The 22260-nt window shown below is 32.2% G+C and carries 23 protein-coding genes and 2 pseudogenes; 24 read left to right on the top strand and 1 reads right to left on the bottom strand.

Annotated features, from left to right (window positions below):
* Positions 1-58: 58 nt before the first annotated feature.
* From recG to rplS, 12 genes are all read left to right on the top strand, one after another.
* Positions 59-2101 (top strand): ATP-dependent DNA helicase RecG, encoded by a 2043-nt coding sequence (gene recG, locus CS873_RS05645; protein ID WP_099974900.1) that lies wholly within the window; start codon positions 59-61, stop codon positions 2099-2101.
* 11 nt (positions 2102-2112) lie between these two features.
* Positions 2113-3123, top strand: coding sequence for a phosphate acyltransferase PlsX (plsX, locus tag CS873_RS05640; RefSeq protein WP_099974899.1), 1011 nt, complete (start codon positions 2113-2115; stop codon positions 3121-3123).
* A 12-nt stretch (positions 3124-3135) separates the two neighbouring features.
* Entirely contained in the window at positions 3136-3378 is a 243-nt protein-coding gene (gene acpP / locus CS873_RS05635) for an acyl carrier protein (RefSeq protein WP_099974898.1), read from the top strand.
* A 92-nt stretch (positions 3379-3470) separates the two neighbouring features.
* Positions 3471-4160, top strand: a complete 690-nt coding sequence (gene rnc / locus CS873_RS05630) for a ribonuclease III (RefSeq protein WP_099974897.1) — start codon at positions 3471-3473, stop codon at positions 4158-4160.
* A gap of 13 nt (positions 4161-4173) precedes the next feature.
* Positions 4174-7716, top strand: coding sequence for a chromosome segregation protein SMC (smc, locus tag CS873_RS05625; RefSeq protein ID WP_099974896.1), 3543 nt, complete (start codon positions 4174-4176; stop codon positions 7714-7716).
* An 11-nt stretch (positions 7717-7727) separates the two neighbouring features.
* A complete protein-coding gene (gene ftsY / locus CS873_RS05620) occupies positions 7728-9044 on the top strand; it encodes a signal recognition particle-docking protein FtsY (RefSeq protein ID WP_099974895.1) in 1317 nt (438 codons plus the stop codon).
* Complete coding sequence (gene ylxM / locus CS873_RS05615; RefSeq protein ID WP_099974894.1) at positions 9034-9375, top strand: YlxM family DNA-binding protein; 342 nt, start codon at positions 9034-9036, stop codon at positions 9373-9375. Before ftsY ends, ylxM begins: the two co-directional genes overlap by 11 nt.
* 13 nt (positions 9376-9388) lie before the next feature.
* Positions 9389-10828 (top strand): signal recognition particle protein, encoded by a 1440-nt coding sequence (gene ffh, locus CS873_RS05610; protein ID WP_099974893.1) that lies wholly within the window; start codon positions 9389-9391, stop codon positions 10826-10828.
* An 85-nt stretch (positions 10829-10913) separates the two neighbouring features.
* Entirely contained in the window at positions 10914-11186 is a 273-nt protein-coding gene (gene rpsP, locus CS873_RS05605) for a 30S ribosomal protein S16 (protein WP_099974892.1), read from the top strand.
* Positions 11187-11259: 73 nt separating this feature from the next.
* Complete coding sequence (gene rimM, locus CS873_RS05600; protein WP_099974891.1) at positions 11260-11775, top strand: ribosome maturation factor RimM; 516 nt, start codon at positions 11260-11262, stop codon at positions 11773-11775.
* Positions 11775-12500: a tRNA (guanosine(37)-N1)-methyltransferase TrmD gene (trmD, locus tag CS873_RS05595; RefSeq protein WP_099974890.1), complete on the top strand. Its 726-nt coding sequence runs from the start codon at positions 11775-11777 to the stop codon at positions 12498-12500. The genes rimM and trmD overlap by 1 nt, the downstream gene beginning before the upstream one ends.
* A gap of 113 nt (positions 12501-12613) precedes the next feature.
* Positions 12614-12964 carry a 50S ribosomal protein L19 gene (rplS, locus tag CS873_RS05590; RefSeq protein WP_099974889.1) on the top strand — a complete coding sequence of 117 codons (351 nt, stop codon included), beginning with the start codon at positions 12614-12616 and terminating at the stop codon, positions 12962-12964.
* 51 nt (positions 12965-13015) lie between these two features.
* On the opposite strand, the gene lexA is transcribed toward rplS, so the two are convergent.
* Entirely contained in the window at positions 13016-13639 is a 624-nt protein-coding gene (gene lexA / locus CS873_RS05585) for a transcriptional repressor LexA (RefSeq protein ID WP_099974888.1), read from the bottom strand.
* An 85-nt stretch (positions 13640-13724) separates the two neighbouring features.
* Between lexA and CS873_RS05580 the strand changes: the two genes are divergently transcribed.
* From CS873_RS05580 to CS873_RS05525, 12 genes and pseudogenes are all read left to right on the top strand, one after another.
* Complete coding sequence (locus CS873_RS05580) at positions 13725-13973, top strand: DUF896 domain-containing protein (RefSeq protein ID WP_179946642.1); 249 nt, start codon at positions 13725-13727, stop codon at positions 13971-13973.
* Positions 13974-14036: 63 nt separating this feature from the next.
* Complete coding sequence (locus CS873_RS05575; RefSeq protein WP_099974886.1) at positions 14037-14252, top strand: YneF family protein; 216 nt, start codon at positions 14037-14039, stop codon at positions 14250-14252.
* Between the two features lie 159 nt (positions 14253-14411).
* Positions 14412-14897 carry a 5-(carboxyamino)imidazole ribonucleotide mutase gene (gene purE, locus CS873_RS05570; protein ID WP_099974885.1) on the top strand — a complete coding sequence of 162 codons (486 nt, stop codon included), beginning with the start codon at positions 14412-14414 and terminating at the stop codon, positions 14895-14897.
* The gene (gene purK / locus CS873_RS05565) at positions 14857-16026 is read left to right on the top strand and encodes a 5-(carboxyamino)imidazole ribonucleotide synthase (protein ID WP_099974884.1); all 1170 of its coding nucleotides are present in this window, start codon (positions 14857-14859) and stop codon (positions 16024-16026) included. The genes purE and purK overlap by 41 nt, the downstream gene beginning before the upstream one ends.
* Positions 16016-16719 (top strand): annotated as a pseudogene (purC, locus tag CS873_RS05560) (phosphoribosylaminoimidazolesuccinocarboxamide synthase). The gene purK and the pseudogene purC overlap by 11 nt, the downstream one beginning before the upstream one ends.
* A 2-nt stretch (positions 16720-16721) precedes the next feature.
* Positions 16722-16964 carry a phosphoribosylformylglycinamidine synthase subunit PurS gene (purS, locus tag CS873_RS05555; RefSeq protein ID WP_099974883.1) on the top strand — a complete coding sequence of 81 codons (243 nt, stop codon included), beginning with the start codon at positions 16722-16724 and terminating at the stop codon, positions 16962-16964.
* Complete coding sequence (gene purQ, locus CS873_RS05550; RefSeq protein ID WP_099974882.1) at positions 16965-17636, top strand: phosphoribosylformylglycinamidine synthase subunit PurQ; 672 nt, start codon at positions 16965-16967, stop codon at positions 17634-17636.
* Positions 17633-19844, top strand: a pseudogene (gene purL, locus CS873_RS05545) (phosphoribosylformylglycinamidine synthase subunit PurL). The gene purQ and the pseudogene purL overlap by 4 nt, the downstream one beginning before the upstream one ends.
* Positions 19829-21235: an amidophosphoribosyltransferase gene (purF, locus tag CS873_RS05540; RefSeq protein WP_099974881.1), complete on the top strand. Its 1407-nt coding sequence runs from the start codon at positions 19829-19831 to the stop codon at positions 21233-21235. Before purL ends, purF begins: the two are co-directional and overlap by 16 nt.
* A 15-nt stretch (positions 21236-21250) precedes the next feature.
* Positions 21251-21499 (top strand): phosphoribosylformylglycinamidine cyclo-ligase, encoded by a 249-nt coding sequence (locus CS873_RS05535; protein ID WP_099974880.1) that lies wholly within the window; start codon positions 21251-21253, stop codon positions 21497-21499.
* On the top strand, positions 21481-21750 hold the full coding sequence (locus CS873_RS05530; protein ID WP_169922455.1) for an AIR synthase related protein: 270 nt from the start codon (positions 21481-21483) through the stop codon (positions 21748-21750). Before CS873_RS05535 ends, CS873_RS05530 begins: the two co-directional genes overlap by 19 nt.
* The gene (locus CS873_RS05525) at positions 21750-22259 is read left to right on the top strand and encodes an AIR synthase-related protein (protein WP_099974878.1); all 510 of its coding nucleotides are present in this window, start codon (positions 21750-21752) and stop codon (positions 22257-22259) included. The genes CS873_RS05530 and CS873_RS05525 overlap by 1 nt, the downstream gene beginning before the upstream one ends.
* The last annotated feature ends 1 nt before the right edge of the window (position 22260 follow it).

Raw genomic sequence — 22260 nt, 5'->3', positions numbered from 1 at the left:
CATCTAATTCAGTTGAATTAGGTGTATTTTCATTTTTAGATAAAGGGAGGATAGTAAAGTGGAATTAATAGATATACCTATTACATCGCTTTCTGGTGTTGGTCCCAAGAGAGTTCAGGCACTCCAATCACTTGGAATAACAAATATTTATGATTTACTTTTCTATTTTCCTTTTAGATATGAGGATATGGAAGTTAAGTCGCTAGATGAAGCGTTAGATCAAGAAAAAATTTTGATCAAAGGAATAGTAGCTAGTGATCCGGTGGTCTCGAGATTTGGATATAAAAAAACAAGATTAAATGTCAGAGTTTTAGTGGAAAACGAGTCAGTTATGATTACAATTTTTAATCAACCTTGGTTGAAGGATAAATTTATGACTGGCGAAGCGACATCAGTTTATGGAAAATGGGATGAAAACAGCCGTTCACTTGTTGGTATGAAGGTAATAACAAGTTCATCAGTAAACGACTCTGGCCTAGAATCAGTTTATTCTGTAAATAAGAATATTCATCAAAAGACTCTGATTGGATTAATCAAGCAAGCATATGAAAATTATGGAGATCAAATTACAACCCTGATTCCATCCCATATTAGAGAAAAATATCATTTACTAAATGACCATGATATTGTTAAGGGAATGCACTTTCCTGAAAATGAAGAAATAAATGAAGACGCCAGGCGTAGTGCTAAATTTAGAGAATTTTTCTTATTTCAATGTGGTATTCAAGAAATTGCTCGTAAAAATAGCGATGAACAATTTGGTTTGAAACAGACATATGATAAGAAATTTATTGCAGATTTTATTGCTAATTTGAAATTCGATTTGACCAATGCTCAGTCAAGGGTTGTTGAAGAAATATTGTCAGATATGTCTTCTGAAAAACATATGAACCGGCTTCTACAAGGGGATGTTGGTTCTGGAAAGACGATTGTGGCAGTAATTGCGATGCTTGCTTCAGTTACATCTGGATTTCAAGCAGCAATAATGGCACCAACAGAAATACTTGCACAACAGCATTTTGATAAAATAGCAGGAATGCTAGAACCATATGGAATTCGTACATCATTGTTGATTGGTTCTCAAACTAAGAAACAGCGCGAACTTATAAACGAATCTATCAAAACTGGAAAAACCAATATTATTGTTGGTACGCATGCTTTAATTCAAGAAAATGTTGAATTTAAAAGTTTAGGATTAGCTGTAATAGATGAGCAACATCGATTTGGTGTTAATCAGCGAAAACAACTGCGACAAAAGGGCGTAAATCCTGATATCTTAGCAATGACAGCGACCCCGATACCAAGAACTTTAGCCATCACAACGTATGGTGATATGACGGTTTCTAAAATTGATGAGTTGCCTGCAGGTCGTAAGGAAATTAAGACTTACTGGATTAGAAATCAAAAAATTGATCAGATGTATCAATTTGTAGAGAAACAATTAAAAGACAACGCACAAATTTATGTAGTCACACCATTAATCTCTGAATCTGAAACAATAGATTTGAAAAATGCTGAACTCATTTTTGAAAAATTTGAAGAACTGTATGGCGATAAATATAGGGTGGGATTACTCCATGGTCAGATGAAAACAATAGAGAAAGAATCTGTTATGGAAAAATTTACCAATCAGAAGATTAATATATTGGTTTCTACTACAGTAATTGAAGTCGGTGTTGATGTACCAAATGCTTCGGTCATGGTAATTTATGATGCTAATAGATTTGGACTTTCACAACTTCATCAGTTAAGAGGACGTGTTGGTCGTGGTGACAAGCAATCGTACTGTATTCTTATTTCAGATCCTAAAAACAAATCTGGTGCAGAAAGAATGAAAATGATGACTTCTACGAATGATGGATTTGTTCTGGCAGAAGCTGATTTAAGAATGCGAGGTTTTGGTAATTTATTAGGAAGTCAACAGTCCGGACTGCCCGAATTCAAAGTTGCTAATCCGGTTAATGATGTTAATATATTAGAAATTGCGCAACGAGAAGCAAAAGAATTTTTTGAAAAAGAACAGAATGTAGATAATTTAGAAACTAAAGTGTTAAAATCTTTCTTATCCAAAGAATTTGATCAATTAAATAATTTTGATTAGTGAGGAAATATATGAAAATTGCAGTTGATGCTATGGGTGGAGATAATTCTCCAGAAGTAGTAGTTCAAGGAATTGAGCAAGCACGTAATGAGTGGAAAGATTTAGAATTTATTCTTTACGGAGATGAATCTAAAATTAAAGCTGTATTGACTGACTCTGAAAGAATTACAATTGTCCATACAGATGAAGAAATTTTAGGAACTGATGAACCTGTCAAAGCAATTAGATCTAAGAAACAATCTTCTATGGTTCTTGCAGCTACAGCTGTTAAAAATGGTGATGCACAGGCAGTATTATCTCTTGGAAATACAGGGGCACTTTTGGCTAGTGGTATTTTCATAGTTGGCCGTATCAAACAAGTTGATCGTCCTGCACTTATGCCAACACTTCCAGTTATTAATTCATCAAATGGTGTTAATATTCTTGATGTTGGTGCTAATGCTGAATCGAAGGCTTCATTTTTACAACAATGGGCCATTATGGGATCAATTTATGCACGTGATGTTAAGAAAATTGAAAATCCTCGTGTTGCTCTGCTTAATAACGGAGAAGAATATGATAAGGGTGATACTTTACATAAAGATGCCCATCAATTGTTAAAAAATACTGAGGGAATTAACTTTATTGGAAATGTAGAATCTGGTGATATTCTAGCCGGAGTCGCTGATGTAATTGTTACTGATGGATTTACTGGTAATGCTGCCTTGAAGGCAACTGAAGGAACTTCTACAATTCTTTTAAAACAATTAAAGCAAGCGTTGACTACTAATGGGATTTTTACAAAATTGGGTGCTGCAATAGTTTCACCAGCTCTAAATGATTTAAAAAAGATCTTTGATACTTCACAAGCTGGTGGAGCAGTTTTACTAGGTCTCAAATCCCCAGTTATTAAAGCTCATGGATCAGCAGATGCAAAAACTGTTTACTATACAGTTAAACAAATTAGAGAAATGATAATTAATGATACAATTAGTAAAGCAAATAAATATTTTGAACAAATAAATAAAGAAAAAGATGCTTAGTGAGGAAATAAAATGACACAAGAAGAAATTCAAACAAAATTAACAGCGATGATTGCTGACAAATTTGAGATTGATGCATCAACAATTACACCAGAAACTTCATTTACTAATGATCTTGATGCTGACTCAATTGATCTTGTAGAACTTGTTTTGGAAATGGAAGAAGAATTTGGATCAGAAATTCCTGATGAAGATGCTGAAAAATTAATTACTGTCAAAGATGCAACTGAATATATATCTTCACATCAAAAATAAGGCTAATTGGTCTTATTTTTTTTGTAATTTAACATAATTAAGTTAAAAATTTAGTATAATTATAGCTATGTAAACTAGGAGGAGTCTGAATATTGCTTGATCAAAAATTTATCGATTTTATACACAGAGAATATGGCGTTATTTTTAACAATATAAGTTTATTGGAACAAGCTATGACTCACTCTTCATATTCCAATGAACATAGAGAACTGGGAATTGGTGATTATGAACGATTAGAATTTTTGGGAGATGCTGTTCTAGAGATAAATATTTCAAAATATTTATTTGATCATTTTCCTGAACTACCTGAAGGTAAGCTAACTCGTTTGAGATCGGATATTGTGAGAACAGATAGTTTAGCCAGATTCTCGAGAATTGTTGGAATTGATAAATACCTTCAAGTCGGTCGTGGTGAAGAAAAAAATGGTGCACGTCAACGTAATACTCTTCTAGAGGATATTTTTGAAGCATTTAATGGTGCACTTTATTTGGATCAAGGTAATGAGGCAGTTATAAATTTTCTATCACAAGTAGTTTTTCCACATATTGAATCAGGAGAATTTTCCGAAAACACTGATTTTAAGACTAAACTTCAAGAGAAACTTCAAGAAAATGGTGAAATAGATATTGAATACAACATTCTAGATGAAGTCGGACCTGATCACGATAAAAAATTTGTAATCGAACTTGTTGTTGATGGTAAATCATTATCTAAAGGGACCGGTTATAGTAAAAAACATGCTGAACAAATGGCAGCGAAGGCAGCACTTGAACAGCTATAGGAGTTTTTAATTTATGGCGCTAAAATCGCTAACAATAAATGGATTTAAATCATTTGCAGATAAAACAAAAGTAGAATTTAACGGTGGAATTACTGGTATTGTTGGTCCTAACGGTAGTGGTAAATCTAACGTAACTGAAGCTATTCGCTGGGCAATGGGTGAACAGTCGGCCAAAAATCTTCGTGGAGATAAGATGGCAGATGTTATCTTTTCAGGTAGTGCAACCAAGCCGGCAATGAATAGGGCAGAAGTTTCACTAGAATTTGATAACAGTGATCAACAGTTGAAGACTGATTTAGAAAATATTGTTATCAAGAGAAAACTTTTCCGCAATGGTGATAGTGAATTCACAATTAATAATAAAAATGTACGTTTGAAGGATATTACAGAACTTTTTCTTGATTCAGGTATGGGAAAAGGTTCTTTTTCGATTATTTCTCAAGGTCGTGTTGAGGAAATATTCAACAGTAAACCGGTTGAACGTAGATATATTATTGAAGAATCAGCTGGTGTTGCATTATTCAAGCAGAAGAAGCAACAGGCAGAAAATAAGCTGGCAGAAACAAATGACAATTTGAGTCGTGTCTCTGATATCGTTTCTGAATTATCTAAGCAAGTTGAACCATTAAAAGAACAGGCAAGTATAGCAAGAGATTATCAAGAACAGAAAACTAAATATGATGCTATTTATAAGCAATTAGTTACTCTTCAAATAAAAGATTTGTCTGACAAAAAGAATGTTTTGGATTCCGAAATTGGTGAAGTTAAATCCGCACTAGAGAAAATTGAACAAGAAACACGTAAATCAAATATAGAGTTGAATAAAAATAGAGATTTAGCTAATAATTTAAGTCAACAAATTGATAGTGCACAATCTAATCTGGTCGAAAAGACACAACTTCTTGAAAATCTTAAGGGTAAGATTGCAATTTCTTCTGAGAGAAATGAATTTAATTCATCTACAAAAGATGAATTACAAAATCAAATTGAATCTTCTAATGGTGAAAAAAAGCAATTAGAAGAAAGACTAGTAAATAGCAATAAGCAGTTAGAGGAATACAGTCAAAAAATAGAGACGCTAGAATCAGAACTAACTGAAATTCAAAATGATCAAACTAAAACTCCCGAAGAAATGCAAGAAGTTATAAATAACCTCAGAAATGATTACGTTAATGCATTACAGGAACAAGTAACAAACAGTAATGAACAAAAATTTACTCAAAAAGAATTAGAACGATTACAAAGAAGTTTGACAGAACAAGACAATCATTTGTCAGAGTTAAACGATGATTTATCTAGTAAGAGTGAAAAAATTGCAGATTTGAAACAAAAAATTACTGAGTTAAAAGAAGACAATTTAGATTTAATTCAGGAAGATGCAGGTTTAAATCAGAAACTTGAAAAGCTAACTAGTAACCAAGAGTCTATTCAAAATAGTTATATTAAATCTATGTCTGAGTTGCGAGAATCTCAAGCAAGAAAGAGATTACTGGAAAATCTTGAGCAAGAACATGCTGGATTTTATGAAGGTGCTAAGAATGTTTTAAATAATAAAGAGAAAATTGGTGGGGTAGTCGGTGCTGTTGCAGAGCTTATGGTTGTTCCGTCAGAGTACCGTTTGGCCATAGAAACCGTTGTTAGCAATCAATTGCAATCAATTGTAACTAATGATGAAAAATCTGCCAAGAAAGCCATAGACTATCTGCGTAGACAAAGTGCTGGTAGAGCGACGCTTCTACCAATCGATGTTATAAAAGGCCGTAAAATCAATAATTCAGATATCTCTAATGTAAAATCAGTCAATGGATTTATAGGAGTTGCGAGCGACCTAGTTAATTACGACGATAACGTAAAAAATATTATTGAAAATATTTTGGGTAATATTCTAGTAGCCAAAAATATTGATAGTGCAACAGAAGTTTCTAAAAAACTAAATCGAAGATACCGAGTAGTTACTATAGATGGTAATGTTGTTAATGCCGGCGGATCAATGACAGGTGGTCAACAGCGTAAAAACAACTCTAGTTTGTTATCAAGACAACAAGAATTGCTATCATTAGAAAATCAGATCTCCAAACAAGAAGCTGTAATAGATAATTTCAAACAAGATATTGATCAAAATAAATCTGAGATTGAAGTAAGTAACTCTAGGAAGCAAGAGTTGGAAGAACGATTAAGTCATTTTAATTCTGAAAAAGAGCAATTAGATAAAGAATTAGATACACTTGATAATGATTATCGTCATTTAAATGAACAGAAACAAATAACTGACTACAATAAATCCAAAATTCAAAATGAGTTAAGTAGTGTTGAAAAAGATCAAACTGAACAAATTAATTTATCAGTAAAATTGCAAGATGATATCAATAAAATTCAGTCTGATATTGAAGACAAACAAAAAATCATGAAAGATTTTGATTCCAAACTTTCAGTAATAAATGTTAAAGTTCAAGAAATTCAGACACAACTTGCTATCGAGAAAAATAATTTTCGTAATGAAGAATCACAGAATCACAGAATCAAAAATGATCTTCAACGTGTCAATGTGAATATTGCAAAATTAGATGAACGTATTGCTCAATTATCATCAGAGAAAAATGAACTTGATGTAAATAGTAGTGAAATAAGTGAAAAAATAGATAATTTAACTGAAGAAGTAAATCGTATTAATAAAAACCTTTCTGATTTACAAGAGCAGAGAAAGATTACCGAAGTTAAAAGTAAAGAACTAGACGATGTTGCTCAGAGAAACTTTGATCTTCAAAGAAATGCTTCTAATCAACAGGAAGATTTAGCTATTCGTAATACTAAACTGTCCAATGAATTGGACAGTAAACTTGCAATACTTCGCGAAGATTACCAAATTAGTTTTGAAGCATCTTATGCAGAATTACCTGAGGATCTAGACGAGGAAAGACTAAAGAAAAATGCAAAACTATTAAAAACTGGAATAGATGAGCTGGGGACTGTCAACCTATCTTCTATTGAAGAATATGATAAAGTTAAGGATCGATATGAATTTTTAACTAATCAACAAAATGATTTGGTTTCTGCACGTAAACAGTTACTGGATAATATGTCTGAGATAGATGATGTTGTAACAACTAGATTCAAACAAACATTTGATGAAATTGAAGCGACATTTGAAGTTATTTTCCCTGAGATGTTTGCTGGTGGAAAAGCAAGATTAGAATTAACCGATCCAGAAAACTTATTAGAAACAGGAATTGAAATTGTAGCTCAGCCACCTGGAAAGAAATTCCAAAGATTAAGTCTGTTATCTGGTGGAGAAAAAGCATTAACTGCAATTGCGTTACTATTTTCTATTATAAAGGTTAACCCAGTGCCTTTCTGTATATTGGATGAGGTTGAAGCGTCTCTTGATGATGCAAATGTTTATCGTTTTGCAAATTATTTAAATCGTTATGACGATAATACAGAATTTATTGTTATTACCCACAGAAAGGGTACAATGATGAACGTAAATCGATTATATGGTGTAACAATGGAAGGATCCGGGGTTTCTAAAATCCTTTCTGTAAAAGTACAAGAATAAGGAGAAAACCTATGGGGTTATTTGATAGATTTAAAAAAACATTTTCCAATGAACCAAAAGTTGAAACACCCGAAGAAGAGACTAAAGAAACACCCAATCAAGAAGAATCAGTTGAGAGTGAATCAAGTCAATCCCAGACTGATGCATCTGAATTAAACAAAAATGAAGAATCAGATAATATTTCTTCAACAGAAGAGCCATCTTCTGAAGAGAATGATTATAATGAAGATGTTGAATTAGAACAGATAGAAGCAGAACCCGAACCTGAATTTATCGAAGAAACAGTAGAAGAAGCAGATGTTGAAGAGCCAGATATTGATGATTCTGAAACAGAAGAAACTGAAGTAGATAACGAAGAAGAAGAAAAAGAAGAACTTAAAGAATATGACAATGGACTTGAAAAAAGTCGTACTTCATTCAGTCAAAGGTTTAACAAGTTCTTATCTAACTTCAGATCTGTTGATGAGGATTTCTTTGAAGATTTAGAAGAATTATTAATTGAATCAGATGTTGGTTATGAAACTGCTATAAAAATTTCTGATGAACTTCGTGAAGAAGTTAAATTGGAAAATGCTAAAAAGAAATCAGATGTATCAGATGTCATTATTAAAAAGATGGTTGATATGTATGATGAAGAGGGTAAGGAAGAGAATAACTCTCTTGCTGTCAGCAAAACACAATCACCAACCGTATACTTGTTTGTAGGTGTTAATGGTGCTGGTAAAACAACTACTATTGGAAAATTAGCACACCGTTTTGAAAGCCAAGGTAAAAAAGTATTGTTGGCTGCTGGTGATACATTTAGAGCAGGAGCAATTGACCAGTTACAAGAATGGGGTAGACGAGTTAATGTTGATGTACAGGCTAGTGCGCCCCAAACTGATCCCGCTTCTGTAGCATTTGATGCTGTTCAAAGAGCAGTCAAAGATAATTATGATGTTCTTTTGGTAGATACAGCTGGTAGACTACAAAATAAAGAAGGATTGATGCGTGAATTAGAAAAAATTAAACGTGTAATTTCTAGAGAAATTCCTGATGCACCACAAGAGGTATTATTAGTACTAGATGGGTCAACAGGACAAAACGCATTGAGTCAAGCTAAAGAATTTAATAAGACAACGAATGTAACAGGAATTGTTTTGACAAAACTAGACGGATCATCACAAGGTGGTATAGTATTACCAATTAGAAATGAATTACATATTCCTGTTAAGCTAGTGGGATTAGGGGAATCAATGGATGACCTAAGAGATTTCGATCCTGAGAAATTTATCTATGGACTATTTAAGGATTTAATTATTTCAGGAGAATCATCAGATGAAAATTGATGAAACAAATAAAATCAATTTGTTGTATGATTTTTATCATTCACTACTAACTGATAAACAAGATCAATATATGTATTTATATTATGTAGAGGATTTTTCATTATCTGAAATTTCGGAACAGCTGAATGTTTCAAGACAGGCTGTACTGGATAACTTACATCGAACAGTCAATACTTTAGAAAAAATTGACAGTGAATTAAACTTAATTAATCGAACTCAAGAAATTGATTATGTTTCTCAACGACTATCTCAAATTGTTGAAGATAAATATCCAGATGATAATGAACTCCATGAATTAGTAGATCGTATTTCTAAAATAAATGAAAAGTAAGTAGGGTTATAAAATGGCTTTTGAAGGCTTAAGTGATAGATTACAAAAAGTTTTCTCTAATCTAAGAGGAAAAGGTAAACTTTCTGAAGACGACATTCGTTCTGTTACTCGTGAAGTTAGAATGGCTTTATTGGAAGCTGATGTTAACTTTGATGTTGTTAAAGATTTCGTCAAAGTAGTTAGAGAACGCTCTCTAGGCGCAGAGGTAATGGAAAGTTTAACACCTTCCCAACAAGTTATTAAAATTGTTGATGAAGAATTAACTAAGTTAATGGGTAATGAAGCAGAACCATTAAATAAATCACCGCACATACCAACAATCATCATGATGGTTGGTTTACAAGGTGCTGGTAAGACAACTACTGCGGGTAAATTAGCAAATAGATTAAAGACAAAACAAAATGCACGACCTTTATTTATTGCTGCCGATGTTTATAGACCTGCTGCTATTGAGCAATTAAAAACAATTGGTGAACAATTGGATGTGCCTGTTTATGACGAAGGTACTGATGTAAATCCAGTTGAAATTGTAAGAGCAGGGTTAAAAGTTGCTGCTGAAAATAAAAACGATTATGTAATTATTGATACTGCTGGTCGATTAGAAATCGATGAACAATTGATGAATGAGCTTAAAGAAATCAAAGAGCTAGCTTCTCCTGATGAAATTTTGTTCGTAGCAGATTCAATGACTGGTCAAGTTGCTGCAACAGTTGCTGAAGGATTCAATGAGCAATTGGATATTACTGGTGTTGTACTAACAAAATTAGATGGTGATACTCGTGGTGGTGCTGCTTTATCAATTCGCTCAGTTACAGGTAAACCTATAAAATTTATTGGACAAGGTGAAAAACTTGATCAATTAGATGTTTTCCATCCAGATCGTATGGCCGATCGTATTTTGGGAATGGGAGATATGCTAAGTCTTATTGAAAAAGCTCAAGAAGACTACGATCAAAAACAAGCTGAAGATTTAGCAACAAAAATGAAGGAAAATAGTTTTGATTTTAATGATTTTGTTGATCAAATGAATCAAATTCAAAATATGGGTCCTTTAGATGAAATTTTGAAAATGATTCCTGGAATGGCTAATAATCCAGCTGTTGCAAATATGCAAATGGATGAAAAGGATATCGAACATTTGAAAGCCATTGTTTATTCAATGACTCCTCAAGAAAGAGAAAATCCAGATATTTTGAATCCATCTAGACGTAGAAGAATTGCTAGTGGTTCTGGTCGTGACATACAAGAAGTTAATAGAATGATTAAGCAGTTTAAGCAATCCAAAGAAATGATGCGTCAAATGAGCAAGGGTAACATGTCAGGGATGGAACAAATGTTTGGAAACGGAGTTTCTGGCCGTCTTGGTAAAATGGCTATGAATTCAATGGTTAAGAAGAATAAAAAGAACAAGAAAAAACGAATGAAGAAAATGAAACGTTACAAGTCAAAATAAAATATAAATATGTAAAGAAAAAAACTTTACAGGAATATATTTTATATGTATACTATTAAAGTTAAGTAATTAGGAGGAACAAATTATGGCAGTTAAAATCAGAATGAAACGCATGGGTAGTAAGTTAAGACCATTTTACAGAATCGTTGTTGCTGACTCACGTTCACCACGTGATGGTCGCTTTATCGAACAAGTAGGTTACTACAACCCAATTTCACAACCAGAAGAACTAAAATTAGATGATGACAAAATTATGGACTGGCTACAAAAAGGTGCACAACCTTCAGATACAGTTCGTAACTTGCTAAAACAACATGGTATTATGCAAAAATATCATGAAAGCAAATATTCAAAATAATTTGTTCTAATTAAAATAGGATCCGATAATTAATTTTATCTGATCCTATTTGTTTATAATGGAGGATTTAAGTATGCCTGAAAAATTATATCGTGTTGGAACAATTGTAAATACTCATGGTATTCGTGGTGAAGTAAGAGTTATTTCGGTAACTGATTTTCCAAAAGAACGATTTCAAAGTGGTGCTACACTTTATTTGAAATATCAAAATAAATATATAAAGATGACAGTTGAGTCATCAAGACCACATAAAAAATTTTATTTGTTAAAATTTAAAGATTTGGATAACATCAATGATGTTGAAAAATATGTTAAATCAGAGTTATTTACAGATGATGAAGTAATGCCAGAGTTAGAAGAGGGCGAGTTCTATTATCGTCAAATCATTGGATTAGAAGTTCAAGATCCTAGATTTGGCAATGTAGGAAAAATTACTGAAATCATGGAATTAGGTCCAAATGATGTATGGGTAGTAAAAAGTCCCAAATATGATGAAGTTTTAATACCATATATAAAAAGTGTAGTAAAAAATGTAGATTTAGAAAAAGGTATTGTTAACGTAGAAATACCAGATGGATTGATAGAATAATGGATATAACTGTATTAAGTATTTTCCCAAAAATGTTTGATTCTTTGAATGAATCACTTATAGGTAAAGCACAAGAAAAAAATCTTGTTGATTTGGATGTAGTCGACTTTAGAGAATTTACTACACAAAAACAAAAACATGTTGATGATACTATATATGGTGGTGGTGCTGGTATGCTCTTAATGCCACAACCTATATTTGATGCTATGGATTATGTAGATAAAAAGAAACCAGGAAAAAAGAGAGTTGTTTTATTGGATCCTGCTGGAAAAACGTTTGATTCTCATATGGCAAGGGATTTTGCTAGAGAAGATCACCTTGTCTTTATTTGTGGACATTATGAAGGATTTGATGAGCGAATCAAAGAATTAGTAACAGACGAAGTATCAATAGGAGATTACATTCTTACTGGTGGAGAGTTACCAACTATGAGTATGATTGATGCTACATTGAGATTTGTTCCAGGTGTTCTGGGTAATGCACTTTCAGCAGAAGATGAATCGTTTAATGGTTTATTGGAATATCCTCAATATACTAGACCGGCAGATTTCAGAGGAATGGAAGTACCAGAAGTTCTTAGAAGTGGCAATCATGAAAATATTCGTCGCTGGAGAATGGAAAAATCCATACAGAAAACATTAGAACGACGACCTGATTTACTCGAAAAAACTTATTTAACCGATGAAGAAAGTAAATATTTAGATAAGTTAAAACGTGAAATGTAGTTTACATATTACTATTCATAATGTAATATGTATAAGGTGTTTACACACATAATTAACGATGTTCCGCTGTATATAGTAGAATATATAAGAGTGTCGAATAGGGAGATTTTCAAATGAATCAATTAATTCAAGATATTACAAAAGAACAATTGCGTTCTGACGTACCTGATTTCCGCCCTGGTGACTCTGTACGAGTTCATGCTAAGGTTGTTGAAGGTTCTCGTGAACGTATTCAAATTTTTGAAGGTGTTGTTCTTAAGAGACGTGGTACAGGTGTTAGTGCTACATATACTGTTCGTAAGATCAGTAGTGGTGTAGGTGTTGAAAGAACATTCCCACTAAACACACCTCGTGTTGACAAGATTGAAGTTATCAGACGCGGTAGTGTACGTCGTAGTAAACTTTACTACCTACGTGATCGTACAGGTAAAGCTGCTCGTATCAAAGAACGCCGTATTGACTAAAAAAAGATATAAATAAAAAAGCTATACATCTTAGATGTATAGCTTTTTTATTTAAAATATTTGTGATCTATATAAACCGACTACCTTGCCAATAATCTGACAATCATCTAGAATAATTGGATCCATTTCATCATTTTCAGGTTGAAGACGTATGTGATCTGATTCTTTATAGAATCTTTTACATGTAGTTTCAATTTCATCTGTCAAAGCAATAACTATTTCACCATTCTTAGCAGTGTTTTGCTCATGAACAATGACATAATCTCCATCAAGAATACCTGCATTAATCATACTCTCACCGTTAATCTCTAGCATATATAATTCACCAGAGTCTCTATTCAAGTCGGGTGGAATAGGGAAGAATCCCTCTGGATTTCTCTCAGCTGTTATTGGAACTCCTGCGGCAACTTGTCCAAGGATAGGAATATCAGTAGATTTTACTCCAATAGCGTCAAGTCCAAGCTCAGTTACTTCGATGGTTCTAGGCTTAGAAGGATCACGTTGAATATATCCTTTTTTCTCTAGTCTTGAAAGGTGGCCATGGACTGTAGACGTAGATGATAAATTAACCTCATCACAAATCTCTCTGACAGTAGGTGGATATCCCTTTTCTGATAAATGTTCATGTATATAAGAAAGGATTTGTAACTGTTTTGATCCTTCTAATTTTGACATTACTGCACCTCATTGATAGTATCATTTATATGAATTGTAACAGAAACAACAAGTTATATCAAACAAGTGTTCGTATATAAAGGAGATAATTATGGAAGAACAAGAAAAATTAGTAAACGAAATAAATATGTTGGCTAAAAAGGCAAAAGAAGGGAAATTAACTGCTGAAGAAAAAATTCAGCAAGAAAAGCTTAGAAAACAATATCTTGCTAATTTCAGAGAAGGATTTAAATCTCAAATTGAGATGATGCAAGTCTTCGACAAAAAAGGTGCTGAAGTTACTCCAGAAAAAGTTAAGAAAATTCAAAGAGAAAAAGGACTTCGTGACGATTAGTCTTTTAATTAAGTTGTTTTTTTTGTAATATATAAGATAGTTATTTAGAAAGGTGTTTGTATAATGATTACAATAATTATTGCAGTAATAATTGCACTTCTTGCAGGAGCACTACTTGGATTTTTTGGTGCCAGATGGTACATGCAAAGATATTTCCAACAAAATCCTCCAATTAGTGAAGATATGGTAAGACAAATGATGGCTCAAATGGGACAAAAGCCTTCACAAAAGAAATTGAATCAAGTTATGAATTCAATGAGACAATCACAAAAAAAATAATTACTTTTTAGAACTTCGAGCGTAATTTACGTTCGAGGTTTTTTTTTGTGCAAAAAAACATACTATCTAAAATTATTTTCAAATAATGTACGTATTCTATTTATAGTATCAATTTTTATTTCTTATTTATCTATTAAAAAGTGAGAAAGGTCGAATAATATGGATGTTTCAGTAGTAATGGGATCTGTATCAGATTTAAAAACTATGCAATTAACTTCAGATTTGCTAGAAAAACTCGAAGTTAACTATGATATGCAAATTATTTCTGCACATCGTACACCAAAAGAAATGATGAATTTTGCTGAAAGAGCTGCAGACAGAGGTACTAAAGTAATAATCGCCGCTGCGGGTGGCGCAGCTCATCTGCCAGGAATGCTGGCGTCTTTAACTGAAATTCCTGTTATAGGAGTACCTATAAAGAGTAATGATCTTAATGGAATAGATTCGCTTCTATCAATTGTACAAATGCCTTCCGGAATTCCAGTTGCAACAGTTGCAATAGGAGAATCAGGTGCGAAAAATGCTGCAATATTAGCTACAAAAATTTGTGCATTATCAAATAAACAATACAAGTCAAATATTCTGAATTATATGAATGAATTACATGACAAATCAATCGAAAGTGGAAAGAACATTGAATATTAAATCTGGCTCAACGATAGGAATAGTTGGTGGTGGTCAATTAGGAAAAATGATGGCACAGTCTGCTAAGCAAATGGGATATTATGTTGTCATTTTAGATCCTCAAAAAAATTGTTCTGCAGCTCAGGTTTCTGATCAACAGATTGTTGCTGAATATGACGACTTAGAAAGCTTAATTGAGTTATCTAAGGTAGTAGATGTTTTAACTTATGAATTTGAAAATGTCAGTGCTGAGACAATAAGTGAAATTCAAAAGTATACTGAAGTACGTCAAGGAATAACTGCACTATCTATTACTCAAAATAGAAAATTAGAAAAAAATAAAATTAAATCATTAAATTTACCGGTGACAAATTTTCAAATTGTTTCCAATATTGAAGAATTTTCTAAAAGTTTATCTGAAATAGGCATACCTGCTATTTTAAAAACTACAAACGGTGGTTATGACGGAAAAGGACAGATCAATATTGATACCCTGGATTTTTCTGAAAATAAAATTTTGGAATTATTAGAAAATGGCGAATGCATTTTAGAAAAAATGGTCGATCTTAAAGAGGAAGTCTCAGTAATAATATCTCGAAATATTAATGGAGATATTTCAATTTTTCCGATAATAAATAATGAACACAAAAATAACATTTTAAATATTAGTTACTTTTATCAAGATATTTCAAAAGAAATAGCAGAAGAGCTCACATCCATTGCAAAAAAGCTTGCTTCAGAACTTTGTCTAGTTGGAACAATGTGTGTTGAATTTTTCATCTCTAAAAATAATCAAGTCTATATAAATGAAATTGCCCCACGTCCACATAATTCTGGTCATTTAACAATTGAGGCATGTAATTTTTCTCAATTTAATACTCATATACGAGGAATTTGTAATTTACCAATGCCTAACATTTCTTTAAAGAGCAACGCGGTGATGATTAACGTCTTAGGTCAACATTATGATGCAGTGAAAGAAGCTGTATTTGAAAAACATATGTGGCATTTTCATGATTACTGCAAAGAATTACCTAAAAAGAATAGAAAAATGGCTCACATAACGGTATTAACAAATGAAAATCCGGTAATTTTAAAACAAGAATTTAAGAAAAATAAGATATGGGATGATAGTAAAAATGAAGGATAAATTAGTATATTCGGGAAAAGCCAAGAATCTTTATAGTACCGATAATGATGATGAACTTTTAATGGTTTATAAGGATCAAGCAACCTCGTTGAATGGTAAAAATAAAAAAATATAGAAGGCAAAGGTTTACTTAACTTTCAAATAACAAATATAATTTTTGACTATCTTCAAACAAATGGAATAAAAACACATTTTATTTCTAATTTAGATGACAAATCTCAAATTGTTCATAAGACAGAAGTCATTCCTCTGGAATTAGTTGTTAGAAACAAGATAGCAGGTAGTTTTGCTAAAAAATTTAATTTGCAGAGAGGTTTGAAATTAAAATATCCAGTTATCGAGTTCTACTATAAAAATGATGAACTCGATGATCCATTTATTAATGATTCACAGATTCTTGCGATTGATTTGATGAGTAAAGAAGAAATGATTTTTTTGAAAAATGAAGCACTAAAAATTAATGATCTTTTACTACCATACTTTGATTCTAAAAAATTAGATTTAATCGATTTTAAATTGGAGTTTGGTAGATTTGAAAATTCAATTATTTTAGTAGATGAATTTTCACCAGATAATTGTAGGTTGTGGGATAAGAGTACAGGTGATTCTCTGGATAAGGATGTATTTAGAAATAGTACTGGTAGTCTGATTGGTTCATATAAAGAAGTCTTAAAAAGATTGGTGGAATATTAGTTATGGCAACTGTGAAGGTATTAGTAAATTTTAAAAAATCTATTATTGATGTCCAAGGTCAGGAAGTGGAAAAAATAGCTGATGGAATGGGATTTAAAAGTATTGAAGCAATAAGAATTGGAAAGTATTTTGAAATTGATATTTCAGATAACACAGATAATGAAGAAGAAATTATTTCAGAATTGTCAGAGAAGTTATTAATTAATCCTAATTTGGAAGAATTTACTATTTTGGAGGAAAGATAATTGAAATTGGCAGTTATTGTCTTTCCAGGTTCAAATTGTGATAAAGATTTGTATCATGCACTAAAAATAACTACAAACCATGAAATTGAGTTTGTTAATTCTGATGAGTCCAGTTTAGAAGGATTTGATGGTGTTTTTATTCCAGGTGGCTTCTCTTATGGAGATTATTTAAGAAGTGGTGCTCTAGCAGCTAAAACTCCAATTACTAAGGCTATTAAACAACTTGCTGTCCAAGGCAAACCCGTACTAGGAATATGTAATGGATTTCAAATTTTAACTGAAATGAATCTATTACCAGGGTCACTGATAAAAAATGATTCTGGAAAGTTTATTTGTGATACACCTACTTTAATCGTAAAAAATAATCAGACGATGTTTAGTAATGAATATAAAGAAAATCAAGAGATTAGATTACCAATAGCACATGGTGAGGGTAAATTTTACTGTGACTTAAGTACATTAAAAAATTTAAAAGAGAACAATCAAATCATTCTTCAATATTCAGATGATGTTAATGGCAGTATCGATAAAATAGCAGGCATTACAAACATCAAAGGAAATGTAATGGGATTAATGCCACATCCGGAGAGAGCAATTGAAGAAATGCTTGGTTCCAAGGATGGAATTAAATTATTTAAATCTATATTCAAAAGTAGTGAGGTAAATCAATGAATGAGCCAACACCCATTGAATTAAAAGAAACAAAATTGTATAAAAATTGGGGTCTAACAACTGAAGAATACGATTATTTATGTGAGGACGTATTAAAAAGATTACCCAACTATACTGAGTTAGGCATTTTTTCAGTTATGTGGAGTGAGCATTGTTCATATAAAAACTCTAAAAACGTATTAAAAAAATTTCCTTCGTCGGGTAGTAATGTTATTACAGGAGCAGGAGAAGACGCTGGTGCGATTGATATAGGTGACGGTATGGCAGTAGTTTTTAAGGCAGAAGGCCATAATCATTCCTCAGCAGTTGAACCTTTTCAAGGAGCAGCAACAGGAGTCGGTGGAATTATTAGGGATATTTTTTCCATGGGAGCAGAACCAATAGCATTAACCGATAGTTTGAAGTTTGGACTTTTGGAGGATAAAGAGACCAAAAACTTAGTAAGTGAGGTTGTTTCCGGAATTGGATGGTATGGGAATAGTATTGGAATACCAAATATAGCGGGAGAAATATCTTTTGAAAATTGTTATAAAAAGAATCCACTTGTTAATGCGATGTGTATAGGACTTATAAAAAAATCAAATCTAACTACAAGTTCTGCAAAAGGAACTGGGAATCTGCTAATCTACGTCGGATCAAAAACAGGAAGAGATGGAATTCACGGGGCAACATTTGCATCAGATGAGTTTGACGAAAACAACAGTACTCAAAAATCTGCTGTCCAAGTAGGAAATCCATTTATGGAAAAGTTGTTTATGGATTCTTGTTTAGATTTAGTTATCAATCATCCTAACTGGGTTAAGGGGATGCAAGATATGGGCGCTGCTGGATTAATATCTTCGACATCAGAGATGGTTTCCAAAACTGGATGTGGAATTACTTTAAATATTGATAACATTCCACAAAGAGAATCAGATATATCTGCATATGAGATGTTACTTTCAGAATCGCAAGAGAGAATGGTTTTATGTATTGAAAAAGAGAACAGTTCAAAAATCATTCAACATTTTAAAAAATCAGGTTTGGATGCTGTAATCATCGGAGAAATTACTGACAATGATACTTATAAAGCAACATTCAACGGAGAAACAGTTGTAGATGTGCCTTGTCAGTGGAATTGTTGATAAAGCTCCTATATACATTAGATCTGTGGTGGAATCAAAAAGAGTTTCATCTCAGCCATCATCGCAGTATGTTCCTGAAATAAGTAATTTAGAAAATACATTAATAAATATCTTAAAACAGCCTAACATTTCTGATAAAAGTTTTTTTTATAAAACCTATGATTCTCAAGTTAAATCAGATACTGTGGTTCTTCCGGGAGGAGATGCCGGAGTAGTAAGAATTAAAGAAACAAGTAAGGCAATTGCCGTAACCAATGACAGTAATTCAAGGTTTGTTTATTTAGATCCATTTATTGGTGGACAAATTTTAACATTAGAATCCGTAAATAATCTTATTTCAACAGGTGCTAGGCCAGTAGGATTGACGGATTGCTTGAACTTTGGAAATCCAGAAAATCCAGAAATTTTTTATGATTTTTCAAAGAGTGTTGATGGTATTTCTGATATCTGTACAACATATGAGCTGCCTGTAGTATCTGGAAATGTTTCCTTATTTAATGAGTTTGAGGAAGATGCTATCTATCCAAGTCCCATGATTGGGATGGTTGGTTTGGTAGATGATACAGAAAATATAACTACAATAGATTTTAAAAATGCAGGAGATTTAATTTATTTAATTGGGGAAACTAAAGACGATTTCAATGGGTCAGAAATTCAAACATTAGAAACCGGAAAAATATTTGGTCAGTTATCTAATTTAGATATTTCAAAGATTCAGGAAAATCAAAATTCAATAGTGCAACTTATAGAAGAAAAATTACTTATTAGTTGCCATGATATTTCAGAAGGTGGTCTTTTTACTGCACTAGCAGAATGTTCATTTAAAAATAATTTTGACATTGATATAAAAACAAAATTAAATAGTAAACAACTGTTTTCAGAGACATCTTCACGATTTGTAGTAACTGTTAATCCTTCTGACAAGTTAATTGTTGAAAGTTTTATAAGTGGAACATATGAACTTATTGGAAAAGTTACTGATGATTCAGAATTTAAAATTCAAACTGCTGATGAACGTGTGAATTTAAATAAAGATGTTGCTTACAGATCATGGAAAGAAGGTATATCTTGTCAAATGAAATAAGAAGCTTAAACGAAGAATGTGGAATTTTTGGGATCTGGAGTTCCAAACAAGCAAGTAATTTATCTTACCTTGGTTTAAACAGTTTACAACATCGTGGACAAGAGGGCGCAGGTATTGCTGCTTTAAATAATGGCAGAATTAACTGCATAAAAAATATCGGATTATTAACTCAAGTTTTTCAAGATATGTCATTGTTGAATCAGTTAAATGGAAGTTCTGCAATAGGTCATGTTAGATATTCCACATCAGGTGATAATAAAATTTCAAATATACAACCATTATTATTTGAATTCACTGATGAACAAATTGCTTTAGCTCATAATGGAAATTTAACAAATTCCAAAACTTTGAAGAGTGATCTTGAAAAGCGTGGTCATATATTTCATTCGACCTCTGATTCTGAATTATTGATGCATTTAGTCAGACTGTCTGACAAGGCAACATTTCAAGAAAAATTAAAAGAGGGTCTTAATTTTTTGAAGGGTGGATTTGCATATCTTACTCTTACAAAAGATGCATTGTACGTAGCTCTTGATAGACATGGTTTCAGACCAATATCAATAGGTACTTTAAATGATGGTGGTTATGTAGTAGCAAGTGAAACATGTGCTATCGATGCGGTCGGTGGGGAGTTTTTAAGAGACGTACTTCCTGGGGAGTTAATAAAAATATCTAATTCTGGATTAGAGATAGATCATTGGACTGACGAAACTAAACAAGCAATTTGTTCAATGGAATATATATATTTTGCAAGACCAGATTCTAATATTTTAGGAATAAATGTTCACAAAGCTAGGAAAAGAATGGGGATTAATTTGGCTAAGGAATCACCTGTAGATGCAGATATAGTTATAGGTATTCCCAATTCATCACTGTCAGCAGCAAGCGGATACTCTGAGCAGTTGAATCTGCCTTACGAAATGGGATTGATAAAAAATCAATATGTGGGAAGAGAGTTTATTCAACCCAATCAAGAACTTCGAGAGGCAAGTGTCTGTCAAAAGTTATCTGCTATTAAGGGAGTAGTCAAAGGAAAAAAAGTAGTTTTAGTAGATGATTCAATCGTTAGAGGAACAACATCAAAAAGAATTGTTAAGTTGTTGAGAGATGCTGGCGCCAAGGAAGTCCATCTACGAATTGCTTCCACTCCGTTTAAATATCCTTCTTTTTTTGGAATCGATATTCAAAATAAAGACGAATTGATTGCTTCTAAATTATCAATTGAGGAAATGAATAATTTATTTAATTCAGATTCATTAGCATTTCTAAGTGAGGAAGGTCTAATTGATTCTATAGGCACAAAATTTTCCGAAAAATATAATGGTCTTGATATGTCATATTTCAATGGTGATTATCCAGAGTATCTTTACGACTATGAATATAGAAAATAAAGCGAGGTAATTATATTGAATGACTTGTATAAAGAATCTGGTGTTGATATAAATAACGGAAATCAAATTTCAAAATTCATAAAAGATAATTCTGAAAATATAGGATCATTTGGGGCAATTTGCAATATACCAAATAACATAAATAATCCTGTGGTTGTATCAAGTAATGACGGGGTAGGAACAAAACTATTATTAACTAACGAATTAAAAAAATGGGACACTATTGGGATTGATTGTGTTGCAATGTGCGTAAATACTTGCTAGCACAGGGGGCAATTTCCAGTTCATTTATGGATTATATTGCTGTATCAAAAATTGATTCTAAAGTTAATGAATTATTAAAAGGAATAATTAAAGGATGCCAATTAGCTGATATAAAACTAATTGGAGGAGAAACTGCTGAAATGCCTGGGGTGTATTCAGAAGATATATTTGATATTGCTGGTTTTTCTATGGGAATTGTGGAAAAAGAAAACTATTTAAAAAAGACAATGTTAAATCAGGGGATGTTTTAATCGGAATCAAATCAAGTGGTGTACATTCAAATGGTTTTTCTTTAATAAGGAAAATTCTTTTTAAGGATTACAAATTAAATATTAATTCGTTACTTTGGGATGATTGTAATAAAACAATAGGACAGATTTTAATAGAACCGACAAAAATATATACAAATGAAATGAAACCACTTATTGAACAAAATATTATAAATGGTGCTGCTCATATAACTGACGGGGGTCTATTAGAAAATGTTCCAAGAATGTTTAATGATAATCTTTTCGCTCGTATAAATTTAGATTCGTGGCAAATACCCAATGTATTTCGGTTACTGAAAGACTATGGGAATATTGATGATTTTGAAATGTACAGAGACTTCAATATGGGAATTGGTATGGTAATTTCTGTTTCAGCAGATAATGTCTCATCAGTAATGAAAACTTTTCAAAATCAAAATAAAGCAGATGATGCAATTGTAATCGGGGAAATTATTCCGAAAAGTGATTCATCCGTTGAACTAGTGAGGTAAA

The sequence above is a fragment of the Companilactobacillus metriopterae genome (assembly GCF_002762335.1).
GTDB lineage: Bacteria > Bacillota > Bacilli > Lactobacillales > Lactobacillaceae > Companilactobacillus > Companilactobacillus metriopterae.
Note: the sequence above shows the minus strand (reverse complement) of the source record. Positions and strands in the feature narration are given on the sequence as shown.

What these genes read in the sequence shown, in the direction of transcription:
- ylxM (WP_099974894.1), top strand. Translation starts at nt 9,034, where the DNA reads ATGAAAATTGATGAAACAAATAAAATCAATTTGTTGTATGATTTTTAT.
- CS873_RS05575 (WP_099974886.1), top strand. Translation starts at nt 14,037, where the DNA reads ATGATTACAATAATTATTGCAGTAATAATTGCACTTCTTGCAGGAGCA.
- purK (WP_099974884.1), top strand. Translation starts at nt 14,857, where the DNA reads ATGACAAATCAATCGAAAGTGGAAAGAACATTGAATATTAAATCTGGC.
- trmD (WP_099974890.1), top strand. Translation starts at nt 11,775, where the DNA reads ATGGATATAACTGTATTAAGTATTTTCCCAAAAATGTTTGATTCTTTG.
- rplS (WP_099974889.1), top strand. Translation starts at nt 12,614, where the DNA reads ATGAATCAATTAATTCAAGATATTACAAAAGAACAATTGCGTTCTGAC.
- ffh (WP_099974893.1), top strand. Translation starts at nt 9,389, where the DNA reads ATGGCTTTTGAAGGCTTAAGTGATAGATTACAAAAAGTTTTCTCTAAT.
- acpP (WP_099974898.1), top strand. Translation starts at nt 3,136, where the DNA reads ATGACACAAGAAGAAATTCAAACAAAATTAACAGCGATGATTGCTGAC.
- smc (WP_099974896.1), top strand. Translation starts at nt 4,174, where the DNA reads ATGGCGCTAAAATCGCTAACAATAAATGGATTTAAATCATTTGCAGAT.
- plsX (WP_099974899.1), top strand. Translation starts at nt 2,113, where the DNA reads ATGAAAATTGCAGTTGATGCTATGGGTGGAGATAATTCTCCAGAAGTA.
- rimM (WP_099974891.1), top strand. Translation starts at nt 11,260, where the DNA reads ATGCCTGAAAAATTATATCGTGTTGGAACAATTGTAAATACTCATGGT.
- purE (WP_099974885.1), top strand. Translation starts at nt 14,412, where the DNA reads ATGGATGTTTCAGTAGTAATGGGATCTGTATCAGATTTAAAAACTATG.
- rpsP (WP_099974892.1), top strand. Translation starts at nt 10,914, where the DNA reads ATGGCAGTTAAAATCAGAATGAAACGCATGGGTAGTAAGTTAAGACCA.
- ftsY (WP_099974895.1), top strand. Translation starts at nt 7,728, where the DNA reads ATGGGGTTATTTGATAGATTTAAAAAAACATTTTCCAATGAACCAAAA.
- purS (WP_099974883.1), top strand. Translation starts at nt 16,722, where the DNA reads ATGGCAACTGTGAAGGTATTAGTAAATTTTAAAAAATCTATTATTGAT.
- lexA (WP_099974888.1), bottom strand. Translation starts at nt 13,639, where the DNA reads ATGTCAAAATTAGAAGGATCAAAACAGTTACAAATCCTTTCTTATATA.